Source organism: Pseudomonas sp. S06B 330 (genome assembly GCF_002845275.2).
In the GTDB taxonomy this organism is placed as follows: Bacteria; Pseudomonadota; Gammaproteobacteria; order Pseudomonadales; family Pseudomonadaceae; genus Aquipseudomonas.
Genome location: NZ_CP088149.1, coordinates 2872275 through 2890072, shown reverse-complemented (window position 1 = coordinate 2890072; position 17798 = coordinate 2872275). Strand labels below are relative to the sequence as shown.

Annotated in this window: 15 protein-coding genes; 3 read left to right on the top strand and 12 right to left on the bottom strand. The window is 61.3% G+C overall.

The window, feature by feature from the left end; translation table 11 throughout:
- Positions 1 to 7: 7 nt before the first annotated feature.
- The 7 genes from CX511_RS12895 to CX511_RS12865 all read right to left on the bottom strand — a co-directional run bounded on the left by CX511_RS12895 (position 8) and on the right by CX511_RS12865 (position 7782).
- Entirely contained in the window at positions 8 to 1828 is a 1821-nt protein-coding gene (locus tag CX511_RS12895; RefSeq protein ID WP_045185041.1) for a DUF1302 domain-containing protein, read from the bottom strand.
- A gap of 112 nt (positions 1829 to 1940) precedes the next feature.
- Positions 1941 to 3503: a long-chain-fatty-acid--CoA ligase gene (locus CX511_RS12890; RefSeq protein WP_045185039.1), complete on the bottom strand. Its 1563-nt coding sequence runs from the start codon at positions 3501 to 3503 to the stop codon at positions 1941 to 1943.
- Positions 3504 to 3599: 96 nt separating this feature from the next.
- Positions 3600 to 4742: an acyl-CoA dehydrogenase family protein gene (locus tag CX511_RS12885; protein ID WP_101291843.1), complete on the bottom strand. Its 1143-nt coding sequence runs from the start codon at positions 4740 to 4742 to the stop codon at positions 3600 to 3602.
- A 69-nt stretch (positions 4743 to 4811) separates the two neighbouring features.
- A complete protein-coding gene (locus tag CX511_RS12880; protein ID WP_045185035.1) occupies positions 4812 to 5645 on the bottom strand; it encodes an SDR family NAD(P)-dependent oxidoreductase in 834 nt (277 codons plus the stop codon).
- A gap of 33 nt (positions 5646 to 5678) precedes the next feature.
- Positions 5679 to 6107, bottom strand: coding sequence for a MaoC family dehydratase (locus CX511_RS12875; protein ID WP_045185033.1), 429 nt, complete (start codon positions 6105 to 6107; stop codon positions 5679 to 5681).
- Between the two features lie 10 nt (positions 6108 to 6117).
- On the bottom strand, positions 6118 to 6555 hold the full coding sequence (locus CX511_RS12870) for a MaoC family dehydratase N-terminal domain-containing protein (protein ID WP_045185029.1): 438 nt from the start codon (positions 6553 to 6555) through the stop codon (positions 6118 to 6120).
- 42 nt (positions 6556 to 6597) lie between these two features.
- Entirely contained in the window at positions 6598 to 7782 is a 1185-nt protein-coding gene (locus CX511_RS12865; RefSeq protein WP_045185026.1) for a lipid-transfer protein, read from the bottom strand.
- Between the two features lie 361 nt (positions 7783 to 8143).
- On the opposite strand from CX511_RS12865, the gene CX511_RS12860 reads away from it, so the two are divergent.
- From CX511_RS12860 to CX511_RS12850, 3 genes are all read left to right on the top strand, one after another.
- Positions 8144 to 9292: an acyl-CoA dehydrogenase family protein gene (locus CX511_RS12860; RefSeq protein ID WP_045185023.1), complete on the top strand. Its 1149-nt coding sequence runs from the start codon at positions 8144 to 8146 to the stop codon at positions 9290 to 9292.
- 155 nt (positions 9293 to 9447) lie between these two features.
- A complete protein-coding gene (locus tag CX511_RS12855; protein ID WP_045185017.1) occupies positions 9448 to 10251 on the top strand; it encodes an enoyl-CoA hydratase/isomerase family protein in 804 nt (267 codons plus the stop codon).
- A complete protein-coding gene (locus CX511_RS12850) occupies positions 10248 to 10694 on the top strand; it encodes a PaaI family thioesterase (protein WP_101291842.1) in 447 nt (148 codons plus the stop codon). The genes CX511_RS12855 and CX511_RS12850 overlap by 4 nt, the downstream gene beginning before the upstream one ends.
- Here CX511_RS12850 and CX511_RS12845 read toward each other — a convergent pair whose 3' ends face one another.
- From CX511_RS12845 to CX511_RS12825, 5 genes are all read right to left on the bottom strand, one after another.
- Positions 10695 to 13460, bottom strand: a complete 2766-nt coding sequence (locus CX511_RS12845; protein WP_101291841.1) for a winged helix-turn-helix domain-containing protein — start codon at positions 13458 to 13460, stop codon at positions 10695 to 10697.
- A 360-nt stretch (positions 13461 to 13820) separates the two neighbouring features.
- Positions 13821 to 14390, bottom strand: coding sequence for a DUF2889 domain-containing protein (locus CX511_RS12840; RefSeq protein ID WP_045185012.1), 570 nt, complete (start codon positions 14388 to 14390; stop codon positions 13821 to 13823).
- 85 nt (positions 14391 to 14475) lie between these two features.
- Positions 14476 to 15306 carry an SDR family NAD(P)-dependent oxidoreductase gene (locus CX511_RS12835; RefSeq protein ID WP_101291816.1) on the bottom strand — a complete coding sequence of 277 codons (831 nt, stop codon included), beginning with the start codon at positions 15304 to 15306 and terminating at the stop codon, positions 14476 to 14478.
- A 32-nt stretch (positions 15307 to 15338) separates the two neighbouring features.
- The gene (locus CX511_RS12830) at positions 15339 to 16526 is read right to left on the bottom strand and encodes a lipid-transfer protein (protein ID WP_101291815.1); all 1188 of its coding nucleotides are present in this window, start codon (positions 16524 to 16526) and stop codon (positions 15339 to 15341) included.
- A gap of 36 nt (positions 16527 to 16562) precedes the next feature.
- Positions 16563 to 17636 (bottom strand): acyl-CoA dehydrogenase family protein, encoded by a 1074-nt coding sequence (locus CX511_RS12825; protein WP_158239986.1) that lies wholly within the window; start codon positions 17634 to 17636, stop codon positions 16563 to 16565.
- Between the last annotated feature and the right edge of the window lie 162 nt (positions 17637 to 17798).

Sequence of the window (17798 nt, the reverse complement as noted above, 5' to 3'; positions counted from 1 at the left end):
ATGGGTGTCAGAAGTTCACGCCGAAACTGAGGGCGACGTAGTCGCGATCAGTGTTGGTGTTCCACTTGCCGCCGAAGTAGTCGGTGTAGCTGAGGCTGGCGGTGTAGGTGTTCAGGTAGTCGGCATCCACACCGAGGCTAACGGCCTTGGTGCCCTCTTCGAAGTTCGGCCCGACGCCATCGACGTCGTGCGACCACGCCACGTTGGGCGACAGGTTGATGCCGGCAATCACGTTGGGGTAATCGAACTTGGCACGCATCCGGTAGCCCCAGGAGCTGCTGGTGTAGAAGCCATGGCTGTTGCATTCCTGCTGCGGGTTGCTGCGGGTGGTGACACCAGGTTGCCCGGGCACCGGTTGAACCGCGCCGATGCAGACCGCCTGGTTGACCAGTTCACCGGCGCCGAACACGGTGTTGCGGCCAAAGCGCAGGTCGCTGCCGTCACTGGAACCCAGGCCGTTGATGTGGTTGTAGCCAACCTCGCCGACCAGGGTCAGACGATCACTGCCCAGCACCTGGTCGAAGAAGTGCGTCGCACTGACCTGAGCCTGCAGCACCGGCATGCGTTTGTAACCATCAAGGCCGGCACCGGCGACGTTGTCGGAATTACCACTTTGAAACAGCGGCGACGTCGCATTGCCCAAGGCGGCCAGGTTGATGTCGGCGCCATTGAGGTTGAGCGGCATGTTCGGCCGGTAGCTGACCTCGCCACCGATCGCGGTGCCCTCAACGTTGGTGGCGAAACTCACGCCGTACAGGCGCACGTCTTCGGGGTAGACCACGTTGTAGCTGGCACTGCGAATGGCAGCGACCGCGTTGGCGGTATTGGTGGCGCGGGTGAAGTTCAGGCTCGGGTTACGGCTGTGGTAGTTCATGGCGTAGAAGCCGAACTCGGTATCGTTCATCTCCGGCACAAACCAGCGCAGCGCCAGGCCATACTGGCCGCTGTCACGGGCATCCTTGGTCTTGGTGCGGGCGACGTAGGCATCATCATTGACCCCAGGGACGCCGGTGTTGCTGGCGGCGCCTGGCGGCAAGTCGAGGCCGGCCAGCACGGCACGGTCGGTACAGCCTTCAGGGGTGACATCGTTGCCGAAGAAGGTGCCGCAGTTATCGATGACCGAGCTTTCCCACTCGATCTGGTAGAACATCTCGGCGGTCAGGCTATCGCTCAAGCCCTGGGACAGGTAGAACATGTTGACCGGAATCAGGCCTTCCTTGACCTCGGCACCGGGGCGACGCAAGGCCGCAACGTCAATCGGGTTGATCGTGTTGATCGAGTTGCCGATGAAGGTGCTCTCCCCCCAGCTGACGACCTGTTTGCCGACCCGAACGTTGCCCGGCAGGGCGCCGAGGTTGTAGTTGTGGTACACGAAGCTGTCGAGGAACATTGCTCCGGACGATTTGGCGGCGCGGTCACGGCCACTGTCGTCGATGTCGTAGAACAGACGACTTTCATCCTTGAGCTCAAAGTCATACCAATACTTACCACGGACAAATACGCCGGTCTCACCATACTTGAGCTCCAGATCGTGCACGCCCTTGAAGATCTTCGAGAACGTCTCCCCCTTCTTGAAATTCAGCCGGTTGTCGTCGTTGGTACGCGACGCCGCGTTGCCCCTGACACCTTGTGAATTGAAGTTGGAGATAAAGTCTGGATCCGGGCCACGCACGGCCCAGCTGGCACCAATCGACAGCGAGGAATCGAAGCTGCCTTCAAGTTCACCAATGCTGAAGTCCTTGGCGTGGGCCTGGGATTGAACGGCGATAGCAACAGCGACGGCCAACAGATGCGGAGCGCGAGCTGCGCGCAAAGTCGTCATGTTCATGGGTACTCCGGTGTATTCGGGCGCTAGGAAGGCGTGCCACACTCAAAGTGCGGTTCTTGTCTCTGCGGTAACAAAAGAAACGCGCGGCCTCCCTGGCCGCGCGGGCCAACACTCAGGCGATGCCACGCGTGTGGTTTTCCCAGAACGGCTTGCGCAGTTCGGTCTTCAACACCTTGCCAACGCTGGTCAGCGGCAGCGTTTCGCGGAACTCGATACTGCGCGGCACCTTGTAGCCCGCAATGCGCTCGCGGCAATGACCGATAATGTCTTCAGGGCTGGCAGCGATGCCCGGCTTGAGAATGATCACCGCATGCACGGTCTCACCCCACTTTTTGCACGGAATGCCGATCACTGCGCTTTGCGCCACGGCCGGGTGGCTGGCAATGGCGGTTTCGACTTCAGCGCTGTAGATGTTCTCGCCGCCGCTGACCACCATGTCCTTGAGCCGGTCACAGATATAGATGAAACCGTCCTTGTCCATATACCCGCCGTCACCGGTGTGCATCCAGCCGCCTCGCAAGGCCTCGGCGGTGGCTTCTGGTTTTTTCCAGTAACCCAGCATCACATTCGGGCCGCGAACGGTAATCTCACCCACGGTGCCGCGCGGCACTTCGTTGTCTTGGGCATCGACCACCCGCACTTCGACGCAGATCCCCGGCAGACCGGCCGAGTACATCTTGCCGCTGGCCTGGTGCTCGGACGTGTGGTACTCAGGCCCCAGGGTGGTGGCCACAGGGGCCAGTTCGGTCATGCCGTAACCTTGGGAGAATTCGGCATTGGTGAACATCGCCTGGGCACGGTCGAGCAAGGATGGGGTGATGGTCGAAGCGCCGTAACCAACACGCTTGAGCGAACTGACGTCAAGGTGCTGACCTTGGCTCTGGTACCAGTCCAGGAGCATCTGGATCATGGTCGGTGCCAACAGCACTTCGTTGACCTGCTCCTGATCGATGGCTTCAAGCGCGCTCTGCGCAGTGAAAGACGGCAGGACGATATGCGTGCCGCCGGTGATGAAAAGCGCGACCATGGCGGCAAAATCAGCCAGGTGAAACATCGGCATCGAGTGCAGGAAGCGCGCATCGCTGCCGCACTTGCCGGTATTGACCGAGTTCATCGCCGAGAAGGCCACATTAGTGTGGCTGAGCATCACACCCTTGGGAAAACCGGTGGTGCCGCCGGTGTAGAAGATCCCCAGCAACGCGTCACCGCCGCGTCGTGCGTCCTCGACCGGGGCGCTGTTGGCAATCAGGGTTTCATAGTTGAGCATTCCCGCTGGGGTCGGGCCATCGCCGGCGTAGATCACCTGGCGCAACGTGCTGGCTTGCTCGATGACCTTTTGCACGATGTCCTTGTGGCGGTCGTCGACAATCAACACGGTGGTTTCTGAATCATCCAGCGAGTAGACGATTTCCGCCACGCTCCACCGGAAGTTCACCGGGTTAACAACGGCATCGGCCCACGGTACGGCCAAGTAGTACTCCAGGTAGTACTGGCAGTTGAAGGCAAGCATGGCCACGCGGTCGCCGCTGGCTACACCCAACCCTTTCAGTGCACCGGCAAGCCGAGCCACCCGGTCGCCGTATTCGGCATAGGTGGTGCTACGGCCCTGGGCGCGGATGGCCACCGCTTGCGGTCGGCTCTGCAGTTGACGATGCAGTCCTTGAGTGATGTACATACTGAACTCCAAATAACTTTTTATTCTTGGATTGATTTGGATCGAGTCGCGCTGTGCGGCGGGCTGACGTGGCGCCAGTCCTGCCTGTGTCGAGGATTACAGGGAGCGGGCCACCACCTCGCGCTGGATCTCATTGGAGCCGCCATAGATCCGTGCGACCCGGGCATCGGCCCACATCCGCCCGATCGGGTACTCGTTCATGTAGCCGTAGCCGCCGAACAGTTGCAGGCAACGGTCGAGTACTTCGCCCTGGCGTTCGGTCAGCCAGAACTTGCCCATCGACGCCAGGGTGGTATCCAGGCTGCCGTCGATCCAGCGTTGGACGATCAGGTCGACAAAGGTCTTGGCAGCGAGCACCGTGGCCTTGACGTCAGCGAGGACGAAGCGACTGTTCTGGAAATCGATGACTGGCTTGCCGAAGGCTTTGCGGTCTTTGGTGTATTCCACGGTCAAGCGCAAGGCGCGCTCCATCACCGCGACAGCGCCAACACCGATCTGCGCGCGCTCGTACGGGAGCTGGCTCATCAGGGTGTAGAAACCACGGCCTTCGACTTCGCCAAGCAGGCAGTCAGCCGGCACTTTGACGTCGTCAAAGAACATCTCCGAGGTGTCCTGGGCGTGCATGCCGACTTTGCTCAATAGCTTGCCGCGGCGAAAACCCGGGTTAGTGGTATCGACCATGAACAGCGAGACGCCTTTGGCACCCTGGCTGATGTCGGTCTTGGCAATCACCAGGACCATGTCGCAGGTCTGGCCATTGCTGATGAAGGTCTTGGCACCATTGATGACGTAGTGATCGCCCTCCTTCACCGCGCGGGTACGCACCGACTGCAGGTCGGAACCGGCACCTGGCTCTGTCATGGCAATGGCGCAGATGACTTCGCCGGAACCAATCTTCGGCAGCCAGTGTTTCTTCTGCGCTTCGGTACCGGATTCGAGAATGTAATGGGCGACGATGTGGCTCAAGCCGATCCCCAGGCCACCGCCGAACGCACTCATGGTTTGCACGACACAGGCATAGTGGGCAATGCTGCCACCAGCGCCGCCGTACTCCTCGGACACATCCGGCAGGATCAGCCCCAACTCACCGGCCTTGAGCCACGCTGAGCGGTCAGCATAGTGTTGCTCACGCCAGTGCAGTTCATTGGGTTCCATGTACTCCTTGGCGAAGCGCTGGACCATGTCGCTGAACTGTTCCAGGTCTTCGTTCATCCAGGGTGAGCTGTAGTTTTCCAGCATTGCACAGACCTCTTGTTCGATACGCCCTGGCGCCGCAACGGCACCAGGAGCTGCAGGGCAAAGGAGCAATCAGAAGTTCGAGCCTGGGCCACCGCCGCAGTAGATCACCTGACCGGAGCAGTAATCGGACTCGGGCAGGCAGAACATCACCACCGCACCGGCAGCCTCTTCGGGCTTGCCCGGGCGACCGAGGGGGATGGTCTGGCTGGCGCTGTCCAGACGCGACTGCTGGACACCGACCTTGATTTCACGCCCTTCGATATTCACCGTCTTGCTGTCTTCACCGGCAAGGGCCTGGGTCAGACGGGTTTCGACCAGGCCGAACGCCACAGCATTGACGTTGACCTTCAGGCGCCCCCACTCCTTGGCCAGGGTTTTAGTCAGCCCCAGCATGCCGGCCTTGGCCGAGGAGTAGTTGCTCTGACCGACGTTGCCACCGGCGGCACCGGAGGAGATGTTGACGACCTTGCGCAGTACTTCGCGGCCTTCGGCGGCTTCTTTCTTGGCTGCGGCGCTGATCACTGGCTGGGCGGCACGGAGGATGCGAAACGGCGCCGTCAAGTGACAATCCATGATCGCGTACCACTGCTCGTCACTCATCTTCTGGATCACGTTGTCCCAGGTGAAACCGGCGTTGTTGATGATGATGTCGATGGCGCCGTAGTTATCGACCGCGGTTTTGACCAGACGCTCGGCGAAGTCCGGTGCCGTGACGCTGCCCACGCAGGCAACCGCTTCGCCACCGGCATTGCGGATGGTGGTGACCACGTCTTCGGCAGGCTCAGCGTCCAGATCGTTAATCACCAACTTGGCACCGTAAGCCGCTAACTGCAGCGCGACTTCACGGCCGATACCACGACCGGAGCCGGTCACCAGGGCAACTTTGCCTTCAAGCTTTTTCATCAATCGATTCCTTATGTGCGTTGGATGAGGGGATCAGGCCAGAGCGACAACGGCTTCGCCGAGCAACTTGTCTTCGCCGTACTGGTTGGCACAGCGAATGGCCAGACGTACGCGTTTCTCGCCGTTCTCTTCGAACTTTTCGGTGACCTTGCCGCTGCACGTCGGGATATGCCCCAGCTGGGTAATGCCAGTAAAACGAACGGACAGCGCACGCACCTGTTGCTGCGGCACCCATTGGGTCAGCAGGCGGCCCAGGTAAGCGGCCGAGAGCATGCCGTGGGCAAACACATCGGGCATGCGCGACTTACGGGCGAAATCGATATCGACGTGGATCGGGTTGTGGTCACCCGAGGCGCCGCAGTACAGGGCCAGGGTGGTGCGGTTAACTGGCTGCAGCTTGAGTAGCGGCACTTCGTCGCCGACCTGGATATCGGAAAACTGAACGTGATTGGCAAGAGACATCGGCAACTCCTCAGCGCTGGACAAGAGACGAGCGGACATCGGCGATGTGCTCGCCATCCTGGTTGGTCACACGTGACTCGGTGACCACGAACTGCAGGGCACCGCCCTTCTTCTCATAAACCTGCGAGATCACTGCATCGAAGGTCAGCACGTCGCCGGCATAGGCCATCTTGTGGTACACAAACGACTGTTCGGCGTGCAGAATCCGCCCGAGGTCGAAGTCCACCAGCTTGAGGAAGGTATTGAGGTCACGGCCCTCACCTTCCAGGCATTTGAGAAAGGTCGGTGGCACGGGCAGCGCCTTGTGTCCTGCAGCCTTGGCGGCGGCTTCGTCGGTGTAGACCGGATCGGTTTCACCAATTGCCTTGGCGAAGAAGCGCAGGCGCCCCCTTTCTACCTCGGTGGCGAATGTCCCGAGCTTGTGCCCGATCAGATTCTTGTCAGCCATGCGTCTTATTCCTCTTGTTGTTGTAAGGGACAGCGAACCGGCTCAGTTACGGCCGTACATGGTCACTACACAGGCGCCGCCCAGGCCAAGGTTGTGCTGCAGGGCGATGTTCAGCTCATCGACCTGACGCTTGTCGGCGGTACCGCGTAGTTGGTGGGTCAACTCATAGCATTGGGCCAGGCCCGTGGCGCCCAAGGGGTGCCCCTTGGAAAGCAGGCCACCGGAGGGATTGGTCACCACCTGGCCGCCGTAGGTGTTGTCGCCATCGAGGACGAACTGTTCACCGCCGCCGACCTGGCACAGGCCCAGGGCTTCATAGGTCAGCAGCTCGTTGTGGGCGAAGCAGTCATGCAACTCGACGGCACGTATGTCCTGAGGGCCGAAACCGGATTGTTCGTAGACCAGGTTGGCGGCGCGTTGGGCCATGTGAAAGCCGGCGTAGGCAATCATCGACGGTGGATCGAAGGACTCCACAGGGTCGGTGACCATCGACTGGGCCAGTATCACCACATCGCTGCGCAGGCCATGCTTTTTGGCAAACGCTGGCGAGCAGATGATCGCCGCCGCGGCGCCACAGGTGGGTGGGCAGGCCATCAGGCGGGTCATGACCCCAGGCCACATGACCTTGTCGTTCATCACCTCTTCGGTGCTGACAATGGTCTTGAACAGCGCCAGGGGATTGTTGGCCGCGTGGCGACTGGCTTTGGCGCGAATGGCGGCAAAGGTTTCCATGCGCGTACCGTACTTCTGCATGTGTTCACGGCCGGCGCCACCAAAGGTCTTCAAGGCGCGTGGCAAGTCAACATCGCGGGTCAGGTCTTCCATCACATGGACGACACTGGCGCGGGTAATCGGACGATCGTCCCAGTGCGACTTCAACGCACCAGCCTGCATCTGCTCGAAGCCCAACGCCAGCACACACTCGGCCTGGCCGCTCTGCACGGCAGCACGGGCCAGGTACAACGCGGTGGAGCCAGTGGAGCAATTGTTGTTGACGTTGACGATCGGGATACCGGTGCGACCGACTTCATACAGGGCGGTCTGACCGCAGGTGGAGTCACCGTAGACATAGCCGGTGAATGCCATCTGCACCTTGGCATAGTCAATGCCAGCATCCTTGAGCGCCAAGCGCGTTGCCTGCGCCCCCATGTCGGTGTAACTCGGGCTCGCACCGGGCTTGGAGAAAGGGATCATGCCGACCCCGGCTACCACCACTTTGTCGCTCATCGTTTGATGTCCTTTGCAATGCTCACTCAGTTGGGTAACCGCCGGCCGGCCGGTGGTCATGGGTACCCATCCTAGAAGTGGCAATACCGGTGCTACGACCGTCGAAGGGATGAAGTTGCGGATTAACCGGGAGGCGTCCAAAGGAACGTGGCAAGGGAGTAGCCACTACCGCCCGACTGCGATCGACCGCAGCGCAGTCGCCACCCAGGCCTGGCGTCGAATGCGCAGCAGCCACTCCTCCCTTACTACGCCCATTCGAACGATGCGCCGCATACGCCGCAGCATCATCCCTTCGGCGCTCCCAAGTGCTGTGCCCGGTTCCCTAGGATGGCGATACCGACCCTCCCCCTTAAGGATTCCAATGAGCGACTACAGACCATCGTGGCTTACCGAAGACATGGCCATCTTCCAGCAATCGGTACGCCGCTTTGCCGCCGAAGAGCTGGTACCCCATGAAGAACGCTGGGCCAAGCAGCAGCACGTCGACCGCCAGACCTGGTTCAAGGCCGGTGAAATGGGCATGCTTTGCCCCGGTATCCCGGAGGAATACGGCGGTGGCGGCGGCAGTCATGCGCACAACGCCATCATCGGTTACGAGCTGGCACGCGCTGTGGCCACCAGCCTGGGTACCAACGTTCACAGTGCGATCAGTGCGCATTACATCCTGCGTTACGCCAGCGAAGCGCAGAAGCAGCGCTGGTTGCCGCGGATGGCCAGCGGCGAGTTGGTCGCGGCCATCGCCATGACCGAGCCTGGCGCCGGTACCGACCTGCAGAACGTCAAGACCAAAGCCATCCGTGACGGCGACCACTACGTCGTCAACGGTTCCAAGACCTTTATCACCAATGGCTACCTGGCCGACCTGGTCCTGTTAGTGTGCAAGACCGACCCGAGCCTGGGCGCCAAGGGCATTTCCATCATCGTTCTGGAAACCAAGGACCTGCCGGGCTTTCGCCGCGGTCGTATCCTCGACAAGCTGGGCCAAAAAGGCCAGGACACCTCCGAGCTGTTCTTCGACGACGTCCGCGTGCCAGTAGACAACCTGCTCGGCCCGCAGGAAGGCCAGGGTTTTTTCCAGCTGATGCAGCAACTGCCTGAAGAACGCATGTTCATCGCCATGAACGCGCTGGGTTCGATGGAACGCGCCGTGGAAGAAACCATCAGGTACACCCAGGACCGCAACGTCTTCGGCAAACCACTGATGGACATGCAGAACACTCGATTCAAGCTGGCGGAAATGCAGACCACCGTCACCATCGCGCAAACCTTCATCGATGCGTGCATGAACAAGATGGTCAAGCACGAACTCGACGCGACCACTGCAGCCAAGGCCAAGTGGTGGACCTCGACCCAGGCCTGCCAAATCATCGATGAGTGCCTGCAGCTGCACGGCGGCTACGGCTACATGCTCGAATACCCGATCGCCCGCTTGTACATCAACACCCGGCCAATGCGCATTTACGGTGGTTCCAACGAAGTCATGAAAGAGCTGATCGCGCGAACTTTCTAGGCTCTGTATGAAAAGTTTTGAGACGAAGGTCAGGCAAGGTTGTTTTCAACGCAGCATCACCGAGTATCAAGGCTTTTCGTACAGGGCCTAAGGCATACATCGCGCCCCGGTCGCTGATAGCCGGGGCATTTGTGACGCTGGAACGGAGAGGTCTGATGTCAACACTTGAATTTTCCAGGCACGAAGGCGTGGCCACCCTGGTGATGTCGCGCCCGGCCGTCAAGAATGCCTACAACGCTGAAATGGGCGCCGCCCTGCTCGATGCTCTAGAGGAGATCCGTCGCGACCCGCAGGTACGCGCGGTGGTGCTGACCGGCGCTGGCGAGGACTTTTGCGCTGGCGGCGATGTCGGTGGGATGTCGCGCATGGCCTTTACCGCCGCTGAACTGCGGGCACGAATGGAAGTCGCCAACCGCGCGGTCATCGCTTTGGCAGCACTGCCCTGCCCGGTTATCGCTGCGGTGGAGGGCGTAGCCATGGGGGCAGGGTTCAGCCTGGCGCTGGCGGCAGACTTTATCGTGGCGTCTGAGCGGGCGCGGTTTTGCATGGCATTCGCGCGTATTGGCGCCGTGCCCGACATGGGGGCCACCTATATGCTCCCGCGCCTGGTGGGCCTGCAAAAGGCCCGTGAGCTGATCTATTCAGCACGCGAAATCGATGCCACTCAAGCCTTGGAAATAGGCATCCTGCTGGAGGTGGTGGGCAACGGCAAAGTCCAGGCGCGGGCCCAGGAACTGGCGCGCAGCATGACGGCCCTGTCGCCTGCAGCCTTTGCAATGACCAAGCGCCTGCTCGACCATTCGCTGAACAACGACTGGAGTAGCCAGCTAGCGGATGAAGCCAGCGCTCAGGCCATTGCCATGACGTGCGACTATTTCAAGGAAGCGACCGCGCGGTTTATGCGCAAAGAGCCGTTTCTCTACCGTTGGCCGCGACCGGCAAGGAGTGAACGCACATGACCACGTCGATACCCGAAAGCGTCGCGCTGATTGTCGACGACGCACCGCCTGCTGGTTTCATACCATTGCTGCGGGCCGGTTTCGTTGCCCAGTGCACCGGCCTGTACTACCACCCACAGCGTACCGTAATGGCGGCACGGATCCGCGCAGAACACCTCAACCCATTGGGAATCGCCCATGGTGGTTTTCTCGCCACTCTGGCCGACACGGCCTTCGGTCGGGTGCTCAAGGATGCAGTTGATAGCGAAATACCACCGGCGACCATCAACTTGAGCATCGACTACTTGAGCCCGGCACAGTTGGGCGCTTGGGTCGAGGCGCATGTCCAGGTCCACCGATTGGGCCGGACCCTCTACCACGCCAGCCTCGACCTGCTCGACGGTGAACGTCTGGTCGCCCGTGGCAAGGCGACCTTTATCGGTAACGCCTTGCGTCAACGCTGATCACAACGTGGTGTTGTCGGGCAGTTTCAGGTCCAGGTCGCGGGCCTTGGCGATAGCCTCGTCGCGGCCTGTCACCCCCAGCTTGTAAAAAATGTTCTTCATGTGCCACTTCACCGTTTCCGGTGACAGGTTCAACACCCGCGCAATTTTCTTGTTCGGCAGTGTCCTGGCCACCAGGCTGAGCACATCGAGCTCACGGGCACTGAGCAGTTTCGGCGCACGCTCGTCATCGGCAAGATGGACACTGGCCGCACTGTTGCGAGCAACCTCAAGCAGCCGGCGCGTGTAGAACGCCAGGACCGGATCGAGCACCTGTTCCTGCTGCAGCGCTTCGAGCAAGGCTGGAGTACCTGGCCAGGCATCGAGCAGGCTGCGCACCAGGCCAAGCCGATGGCCTTGGCGCAGGGCTTCGATCACCTGCTCACGGGCCAGCTGCGCTCGCCCACACCCTTGCTCGCTCACCGCCCGCTGCAGCAGCATCGGCACCACCCGCCGCCAGCGGCGCTCACGCACCGATGTGTCGATCAAGGCCTGCAGGCAAGCACTGGCGCCAATAAAGTCACCGCGGTAAAGCAAGCGCTCAGCGCTGGCACGGCGGCATACAGTCAGGGTATCCAAGAGGGTGCCTGGCCCCTGTGGCGCGAGGCGCAGCGCAATCTGTTCGAGTTGCTGCTGGGCCATATCGGCCTGTTGCGCCTGCCCGCTTTGTTGCGACCAGCGCATGCGCAGGACCAATGCCGACGCCTGCAAACGATCCAGTTCATAGCGTTCGGCATGCTGCTCCAAACGCTCCACCCAGTGCCAGGCTTGAGTGTGACGACCGGCCAACCAATGGGCCATGGCCAGGGTTTGCATCGCCTGCAAAACGCTGTCGGGTATCGCTACCCGCTCCAACAGCCGCATCCGCGGCTCCAACAACTGGCAGGCCGCTTCATAGTCACCCTGCTCATAGAGCGCAGTGCCGAGCAGACTGGCAGCCATGCTGCTGACGATCAGATAGGCCACACCATGACGCTCGGTTTCATCGAGCACCTCGCGGTACAGGTGCTCGGCCTCGCCGATACGGCCTTCAAGTGCCAGGCTCATGCCGCTCAGGCAGCGGCCCATAAGACTGCGGCGCGACGAACCCTGCTGGCGCTCAGCGCCTTCAAGCACTGCCCTGGCCTGCTCGAATTCGCCCTGATACATGTATAACCAGGCCAAGGTGTTGCTGCGTCCGGAGTAGGCGAAATCATCGGCATCGGCGGGAACGGCGAGCAGCTCGGGCAGTACCTCGAGCATTGCGTCACTGTTGTCGCGGCATAGGGCCAGGCTCGCTTTGAGCACCGTAAAGACATGCTGTTGGTTACGGTCCAGGGCCGCGTATTGGCGTTGCAGCAACGCCATACTTTGCTGCACCACAGGAAAATTGCGCGCATACAGTGACAGGTGGGCCATCACCAGTTGCAAGCCGATGCGCGCATCGGTCTGTTCCTTGGGCAGGCGACGCAGCAACGCCGAAACCTGGCTGAGGTCGCCGCGGCTGAGCAGGTCGTAGGCGCAGGCCTCGACAATATCAGCCGCCGCTTCAGCGTCGCCAGCCTGTACCGCATGGCGCACGGCCTCATCGAGGTGGCCATGCTCGCTGAACCAGGCACGGGCGCTGGCATGCAGGCCCACCAGGCTCTCCTGCGGCTGTGCTTCCAGGCGTGCGCGCAACACCTTGCCCAGCAACGGATGCAGGCGGTACCAGGTTTCACTGTCGTGACTCTTGACCTGAGTGATGAACAGGTTGTCGCTGTCCAGGCGGGTCAACTGGGTGAGCATCCGCGCAATGGCATGGGGCTGGCCGAGCAGCGTGGCGCACAATGACGCGCAGAAGCGTTCACAGATCGACACCCGCGTCAGCAGGCGCAGGTCTTCTGCTTGCAGTCGCACCAATACTTCACGTTCGAAATAACTGGCGAAGGCACCGGGGTCACGCACCTGGACACGATCAAAGCGCCCGCCTTGCTTTGCCTTGAGGTCCACCGCAAACAATTGCAGGCCAGCAACCCAGCCATCGGTCAGCTCATGCAGCACAGCAGCGTCGCGCGGGTCGATGCTGCCGAGCTGTTCGCGCAGAAAACGTTCCGACTCTTCAGCGCTGAAGCGTAGATCGCGCAGGTCGAAATCACTGACGTGCCCGCGCGCGCGCAGGCGCGCTAGGCCGAGCGGCGTGGCCATGCGCGAGCAGAACACCAAATGCAACGTGGCCGGGGCGTAATCGAGCAGCCACTGCAGCGCCTGCACGATACGCGGGTCCTGCACATGGTGCAGGTCATCAAGCATCAATACCAGCTCACGCCCATGCTGCTCGATACTTTGCACCAGGGTGATGACCCAATGCTCCAGCGCCATGTCGCCGGTATCGCGGCCAAGCAAGAAGCCGGCATCACGGACAAGCTCGGGGTTGATCTCGGCAAGGCTTGCCTGCAGGCAGTGACAAAATCGCTCCAGGTTGTTGTCTTCGGCTGCCAACGACAGCCAGGCGACATCGAAATTCAACGCCAGCAACTCGCGCCGCCAGCCAAGCAAGGTGCTGGTCTTGCCTGACCCTGCCGGCCCCTGGATCACCACGCAGCGCTGGCGTCGGGCGTCCAGCAAGCGTCCCAGCAAACCCTCACGAGCCACCAGGCGGCGCGCACCACGGGGCGGCACGACTTTGGTGTCGACGCTGTAGTGATCGGCATGCCCAAGGTGAGTCGAGGCGCTCGGAGCAGTGCTTGAATCGGGCGGTAACGACATGATCGAAAACTTCCAGGAAGGCGGCCAACGCGACGCTACAGTGTAAGGGGTAAAGCGGCGCTTGCCGATACAGGATTGCTATCCGTTCAGACACTTATCGTAGGGTTTCGCCCCCCGCACAATGGCGTGCTGAACCCCGTGCTGTAGGCGCTGTAGAGGCACGAGGTTGCGATCGACTGCATAGCCATAGCCGCCATGGGTCATCACCGCGGTTTCACAAGCGTGGTAGTCCGCCGGGTGCTTGATTGCCTGGTTCAGGCCGATGCGGAGTTTACGGGTTGTAAATGAGCATTCTGAGGCTGTTTTCAACGCAGCATCACCGAGTATCAAGGCTTTTCGTACAGAGCCTAAGTAACAGAATCAGGCTTTCGGCAGCCCTTGCGGCCACAGCAGTCGAACCGCATCGCCGTCTTCTCGGTAGGCGTGGCAGGTGCCGATAACCCAGGGTCGCACCGCCACTTGCCGCTGCTGACCATTGGCCGCGCGCTGGCTGGCGTGCGCCCGATAGGTGGAAAATAGGGTTTGCATGGCGGTGGTGGCCATGCGCTCAAGCAATTCAGTCAGGTGCGTACAGCCCTGCGCGCCGCCGACAATGTCCTTCATTTTGCGTTTGAAACCCGCAGCGATCTTTACCCCTTGCAGACGCGAATAGGCGCTACTGATCTCGGCACAAAACGGACTGGCGCCCACGGCTGTGGTAGCGACGATGTGCTGAATAACCATGTCGGCATCAATGGTCATGACCAGGCGCATGTCGTGAATGGTGCCGCCCTCGCCCACCGAGTGGAACGGCAGGTCGGTGGGCGCGTTGGTCAGGTCTTGCAGCCGCCCTTCGATATCAAAGAGGCCGTCGCTACGCTGGTAGCCCTGGCATAAAATCTCACGGGTATGCAGCAAGGTACGGGTGAGTACTGGCGTGGTAGTCGTCATGGGACTGCTTCTCTATATAACCGGTTCGCACAATGGGCAAGCAGGCCGGGAACCCAAAGCGTTCCCGGCACAACAGCGCGTGGGCTTAGAAGCCGCCGCGACCGCCGCCACAGATGATGGTCTGGCCAGTGACATAGTCCGATTCAGGAATGCAGAACATGTACACCGAACCGGCCGCCTCTTCGGCAGTTCCTGGTCGGCCGAGCGCGATTTCACGGCTGGCGGCGGCGATGCGGTCCGGATTTACGCCGACCTTGATGTCGCGGCCTTCGACCTGCACGGTCTTTTCTTCAGTGGTCGATTGGGTCAGGCGTGTTTCGATAAAGCCGAACGCCACGCAGTTGACGTTGACCTTCATTCGCCCCCACTCCTTGGCCAGGGTCTTGGTCATGCCCATGATCCCGGCTTTGGCCGAGGAATAGTTGACCTGGCCCGCATTACCTTGGGTGCCCGACACCGAGGAGATGTTGACCACTTTGCGGAACACTTCCTGGCCCGCTTCAGCTTCGGCCTTGCTGGCTTCGCGAAAGTACGGGTAGGCCGCACGCAGGATGCGGAACGGCGCCTTGAGGTGGCAGTCGAGAATCGCATCCCATTGTTCATCGCCCATCTTCTGGATGACGTTGTCCCAGGTGAAGCCGGCATTGTTGACGATAATGTCGATACGCCCGAACGCCTGCAGCGCGGTCTGCACGATGCGCTCGCCAAAGTCCGGTGCCGATACGTTGCCGATACAGGCGACAGCGTCGCTGCCCAGTGCGCGGATTTCGGCGATCACTTCTTCAGCGGGCGCCTGGTCCAGGTCATTGATGATCACCCGGGCGCCCTTTTCGGCGAACTTCAGTGCTACACAGCGGCCGATACCTCGGCCAGAGCCGGTGACGATGGCAACTTTTCCTGCAAGTGTCTTGTCCATGGGGTCGTTCTCTTGTTGTTGTTCAAAGGGCGTTACTGCTTGCCGTAGAGGGTCACCACGCAGGCGCCACCCAGGCCGAGGTTGTGTTGCAAGCCGTGCTGCAGGCCTTCGACCTGGCGGGCACCGGCGCTGCCGCGCAGTTGATGGGTCAGTTCATAGCACTGGGCCAGGCCCGTGGCACCCAGGGGGTGGCCTTTGCACAACAGCCCGCCCGAGGGGTTGGTGACCACGCGGCCACCGTAGGTGTTGTCGCCGTCGAGAATGAACTGTTCGGCGCCACCCTGCGGGCACAGGCCCAGGGCCTCGTAGGTCAGCAGTTCGTTGTGAGCGAAGCAGTCGTGCAACTCGACCGCGCGGATATCCTGGGGACCAACACCGGCCTGCTCATACACCGCACCTGCGGCACGCTCGGTCATGTAGGCACCGACAAAGCCGGTCATGGTCTTGGGCTCGAACGATTCCACCGGGTCGGTCACAAGCGACTGCCCGAGGATCGCCACGTCGCGGCGCAGGCCATGTTTGCGTGCAAAGGCCGGCGAACAAATGATCGCTGCCGCCGCACCGCAGGTCGGTGGGCAGGCCATCATGCGGGTCATCACCCCTTCCCACATCACTTGGTCGTTCATCACCTCTTCGGTGGTCACCACCTTCTTGAACAGCGCCAGCGGGTTGTTGGCGGCATGGCGGCTGGCCTTGGCGCGGATGGCAGCGAACGTGCTCATCTGCGTACCGTACTTGCGCATGTGCTCGCGCCCGGCACCGCCGAAGGTGATCAGGTTGCGCGGGATTTCACCGGCATCGCTGCACAACTCATCCTGGATCGGCAGGTATTCGCCACGCGGCAGCGGACGGTCGTCGAAATTGGAGCGGGTCGGGCCTGGACGCATCTGTTCAAACCCTACCGCCAGGGCGCACTCGACCTGACCGCTTTGCACCGCGGCACGGGCCAGGTAAAGGGCGCTCGAGCCGGTGGCGCAGGCGTTGTTGACGTTGAACACCGGAATCGCAGTGCGCCCGACCCGGTACAGCGCCGCTTGACCGCAGGTGGTATCGCCATAGACGTAACCGGCGAAGGCCATCTGCACCTGGTGGTAGTCAAGGCCGGCATCGGCCAACGCCAGGCGCACGGCCTCGGCCCCCATGTCGATGTAGCTGGGACTGTTGCCTGGTTTACTGAAAGGGATCATGCCGACCCCGGCTACGAGTACATGTTCACTCATGGTGATGTCCTGAATGGTGGGTCAATCGAGGGGGTGTCACATCGCGTCAGCGATGAATTCATGCAAGGGCCATTGCGCAGGGCCTGGCATCAGGCCTGCTGCGAATGGCTTGTCGTCAATCTGTGGGCGCAAGTGCCCCACGCAACTGTTCAAGGTTTGGCGGGCAAACACCGCGGCAATAGCCACCTGTCCAGGTGTCAGCGCTCGACCCAGCTGTGCGCCAAGGTAATGGTCGACCATCAGGCGCAAGGCCACCGCGCGTGCTTTGATGTCAGCCAGTTGATGACGGGTGTCCTGACGGTCCCAAGACCGTTGGCCTTGATCGTCGGCCCACTTGGCCTGGTCAAGGCTCAGGTCCACTAAGCGTTCCAGATAAGCGGCGGAAAAAATCGCCGACAGCAAGTGCTCCTGACTCAAGGCTGCATCCAGGTAGGCTTGGCCGCCACCGACATCGCCAAGCAGATGACTAAACGGCACGCGCACGTCGGCCAGGCTCAACGCCACACCCTCGGCGTCGCCGCAGGCCGGAGCATCAGGCGTACGGTGCACACCGGCACAGGTACGCTCAACCATGATCAGGCTCAAGCCCGTGCTACCGTCGACATTGACGGTCTGGCAGGCCAGCAGCAGAAGGTCGAAGTCACCGCCATTGCCCACCGCGCAGGTACTGCCGTTGATCAGCCAGTCATTACCGTCACGCACCGCCAGCGGCGGCCATGCCCCCTCGCCATGAGCACTGGAAACGGCCAAGGCAAGAAGGGTCTGGCCGCTGCAAATCCCGGGAAGCCAGCGTTGCTGCTGTTGTTCATCGGCCAAGCTGGCAATGCATGGGGCGATGGTCTGCGAATGCAGGGCCATCACTCGCTCATGGATACCGGCACGGGCAAACTCCTCGCAGATGATCGCGGCGTGGCCGAAGTCGCCACCTCCCCCGAACTGTGCAGGCAAGGTCACGCACAGCAAACCTTCACGCCCAGCCTTCAGCCACAGCTGACGCTCAAGGGGTGCATGCGCCTCCTGGCGCGGCAAATAATCGCGTTCCAGAAAGCGCCGCACTGCCGTGCGGAACAACTCATGATCTTCGCGGTAAAACGTGCGTTGAACGTCCATCCAGGAACCTTTTGCGCCGCAGCCCGATGTCCAGGCGACAACGGGCCAACCCCGTTGCATCGTGTCCTGATCATCGTTGCATGGGCAGCCACCGCACGAGAGCCACCCCCACCGGGTGGGCCTGTTTCAATGCAGGGCGGTTGTGCCCAATAATCGGACACC

Coding starts and splice junctions, on each gene's coding strand:
- CX511_RS12895 (WP_045185041.1), bottom strand. CDS start 1,828: ATGAACATGACGACTTTGCGCGCAGCTCGCGCTCCGCATCTGTTGGCC.
- CX511_RS12890 (WP_045185039.1), bottom strand. CDS start 3,503: ATGTACATCACTCAAGGACTGCATCGTCAACTGCAGAGCCGACCGCAA.
- CX511_RS12885 (WP_101291843.1), bottom strand. CDS start 4,742: ATGCTGGAAAACTACAGCTCACCCTGGATGAACGAAGACCTGGAACAG.
- CX511_RS12880 (WP_045185035.1), bottom strand. CDS start 5,645: ATGAAAAAGCTTGAAGGCAAAGTTGCCCTGGTGACCGGCTCCGGTCGT.
- CX511_RS12875 (WP_045185033.1), bottom strand. CDS start 6,107: ATGTCTCTTGCCAATCACGTTCAGTTTTCCGATATCCAGGTCGGCGAC.
- CX511_RS12870 (WP_045185029.1), bottom strand. CDS start 6,555: ATGGCTGACAAGAATCTGATCGGGCACAAGCTCGGGACATTCGCCACC.
- CX511_RS12865 (WP_045185026.1), bottom strand. CDS start 7,782: ATGAGCGACAAAGTGGTGGTAGCCGGGGTCGGCATGATCCCTTTCTCC.
- CX511_RS12860 (WP_045185023.1), top strand. CDS start 8,144: ATGAGCGACTACAGACCATCGTGGCTTACCGAAGACATGGCCATCTTC.
- CX511_RS12855 (WP_045185017.1), top strand. CDS start 9,448: ATGTCAACACTTGAATTTTCCAGGCACGAAGGCGTGGCCACCCTGGTG.
- CX511_RS12850 (WP_101291842.1), top strand. CDS start 10,248: ATGACCACGTCGATACCCGAAAGCGTCGCGCTGATTGTCGACGACGCA.
- CX511_RS12845 (WP_101291841.1), bottom strand. CDS start 13,460: ATGTCGTTACCGCCCGATTCAAGCACTGCTCCGAGCGCCTCGACTCAC.
- CX511_RS12840 (WP_045185012.1), bottom strand. CDS start 14,390: ATGACGACTACCACGCCAGTACTCACCCGTACCTTGCTGCATACCCGT.
- CX511_RS12835 (WP_101291816.1), bottom strand. CDS start 15,306: ATGGACAAGACACTTGCAGGAAAAGTTGCCATCGTCACCGGCTCTGGC.
- CX511_RS12830 (WP_101291815.1), bottom strand. CDS start 16,526: ATGAGTGAACATGTACTCGTAGCCGGGGTCGGCATGATCCCTTTCAGT.
- CX511_RS12825 (WP_158239986.1), bottom strand. CDS start 17,636: ATGGACGTTCAACGCACGTTTTACCGCGAAGATCATGAGTTGTTCCGC.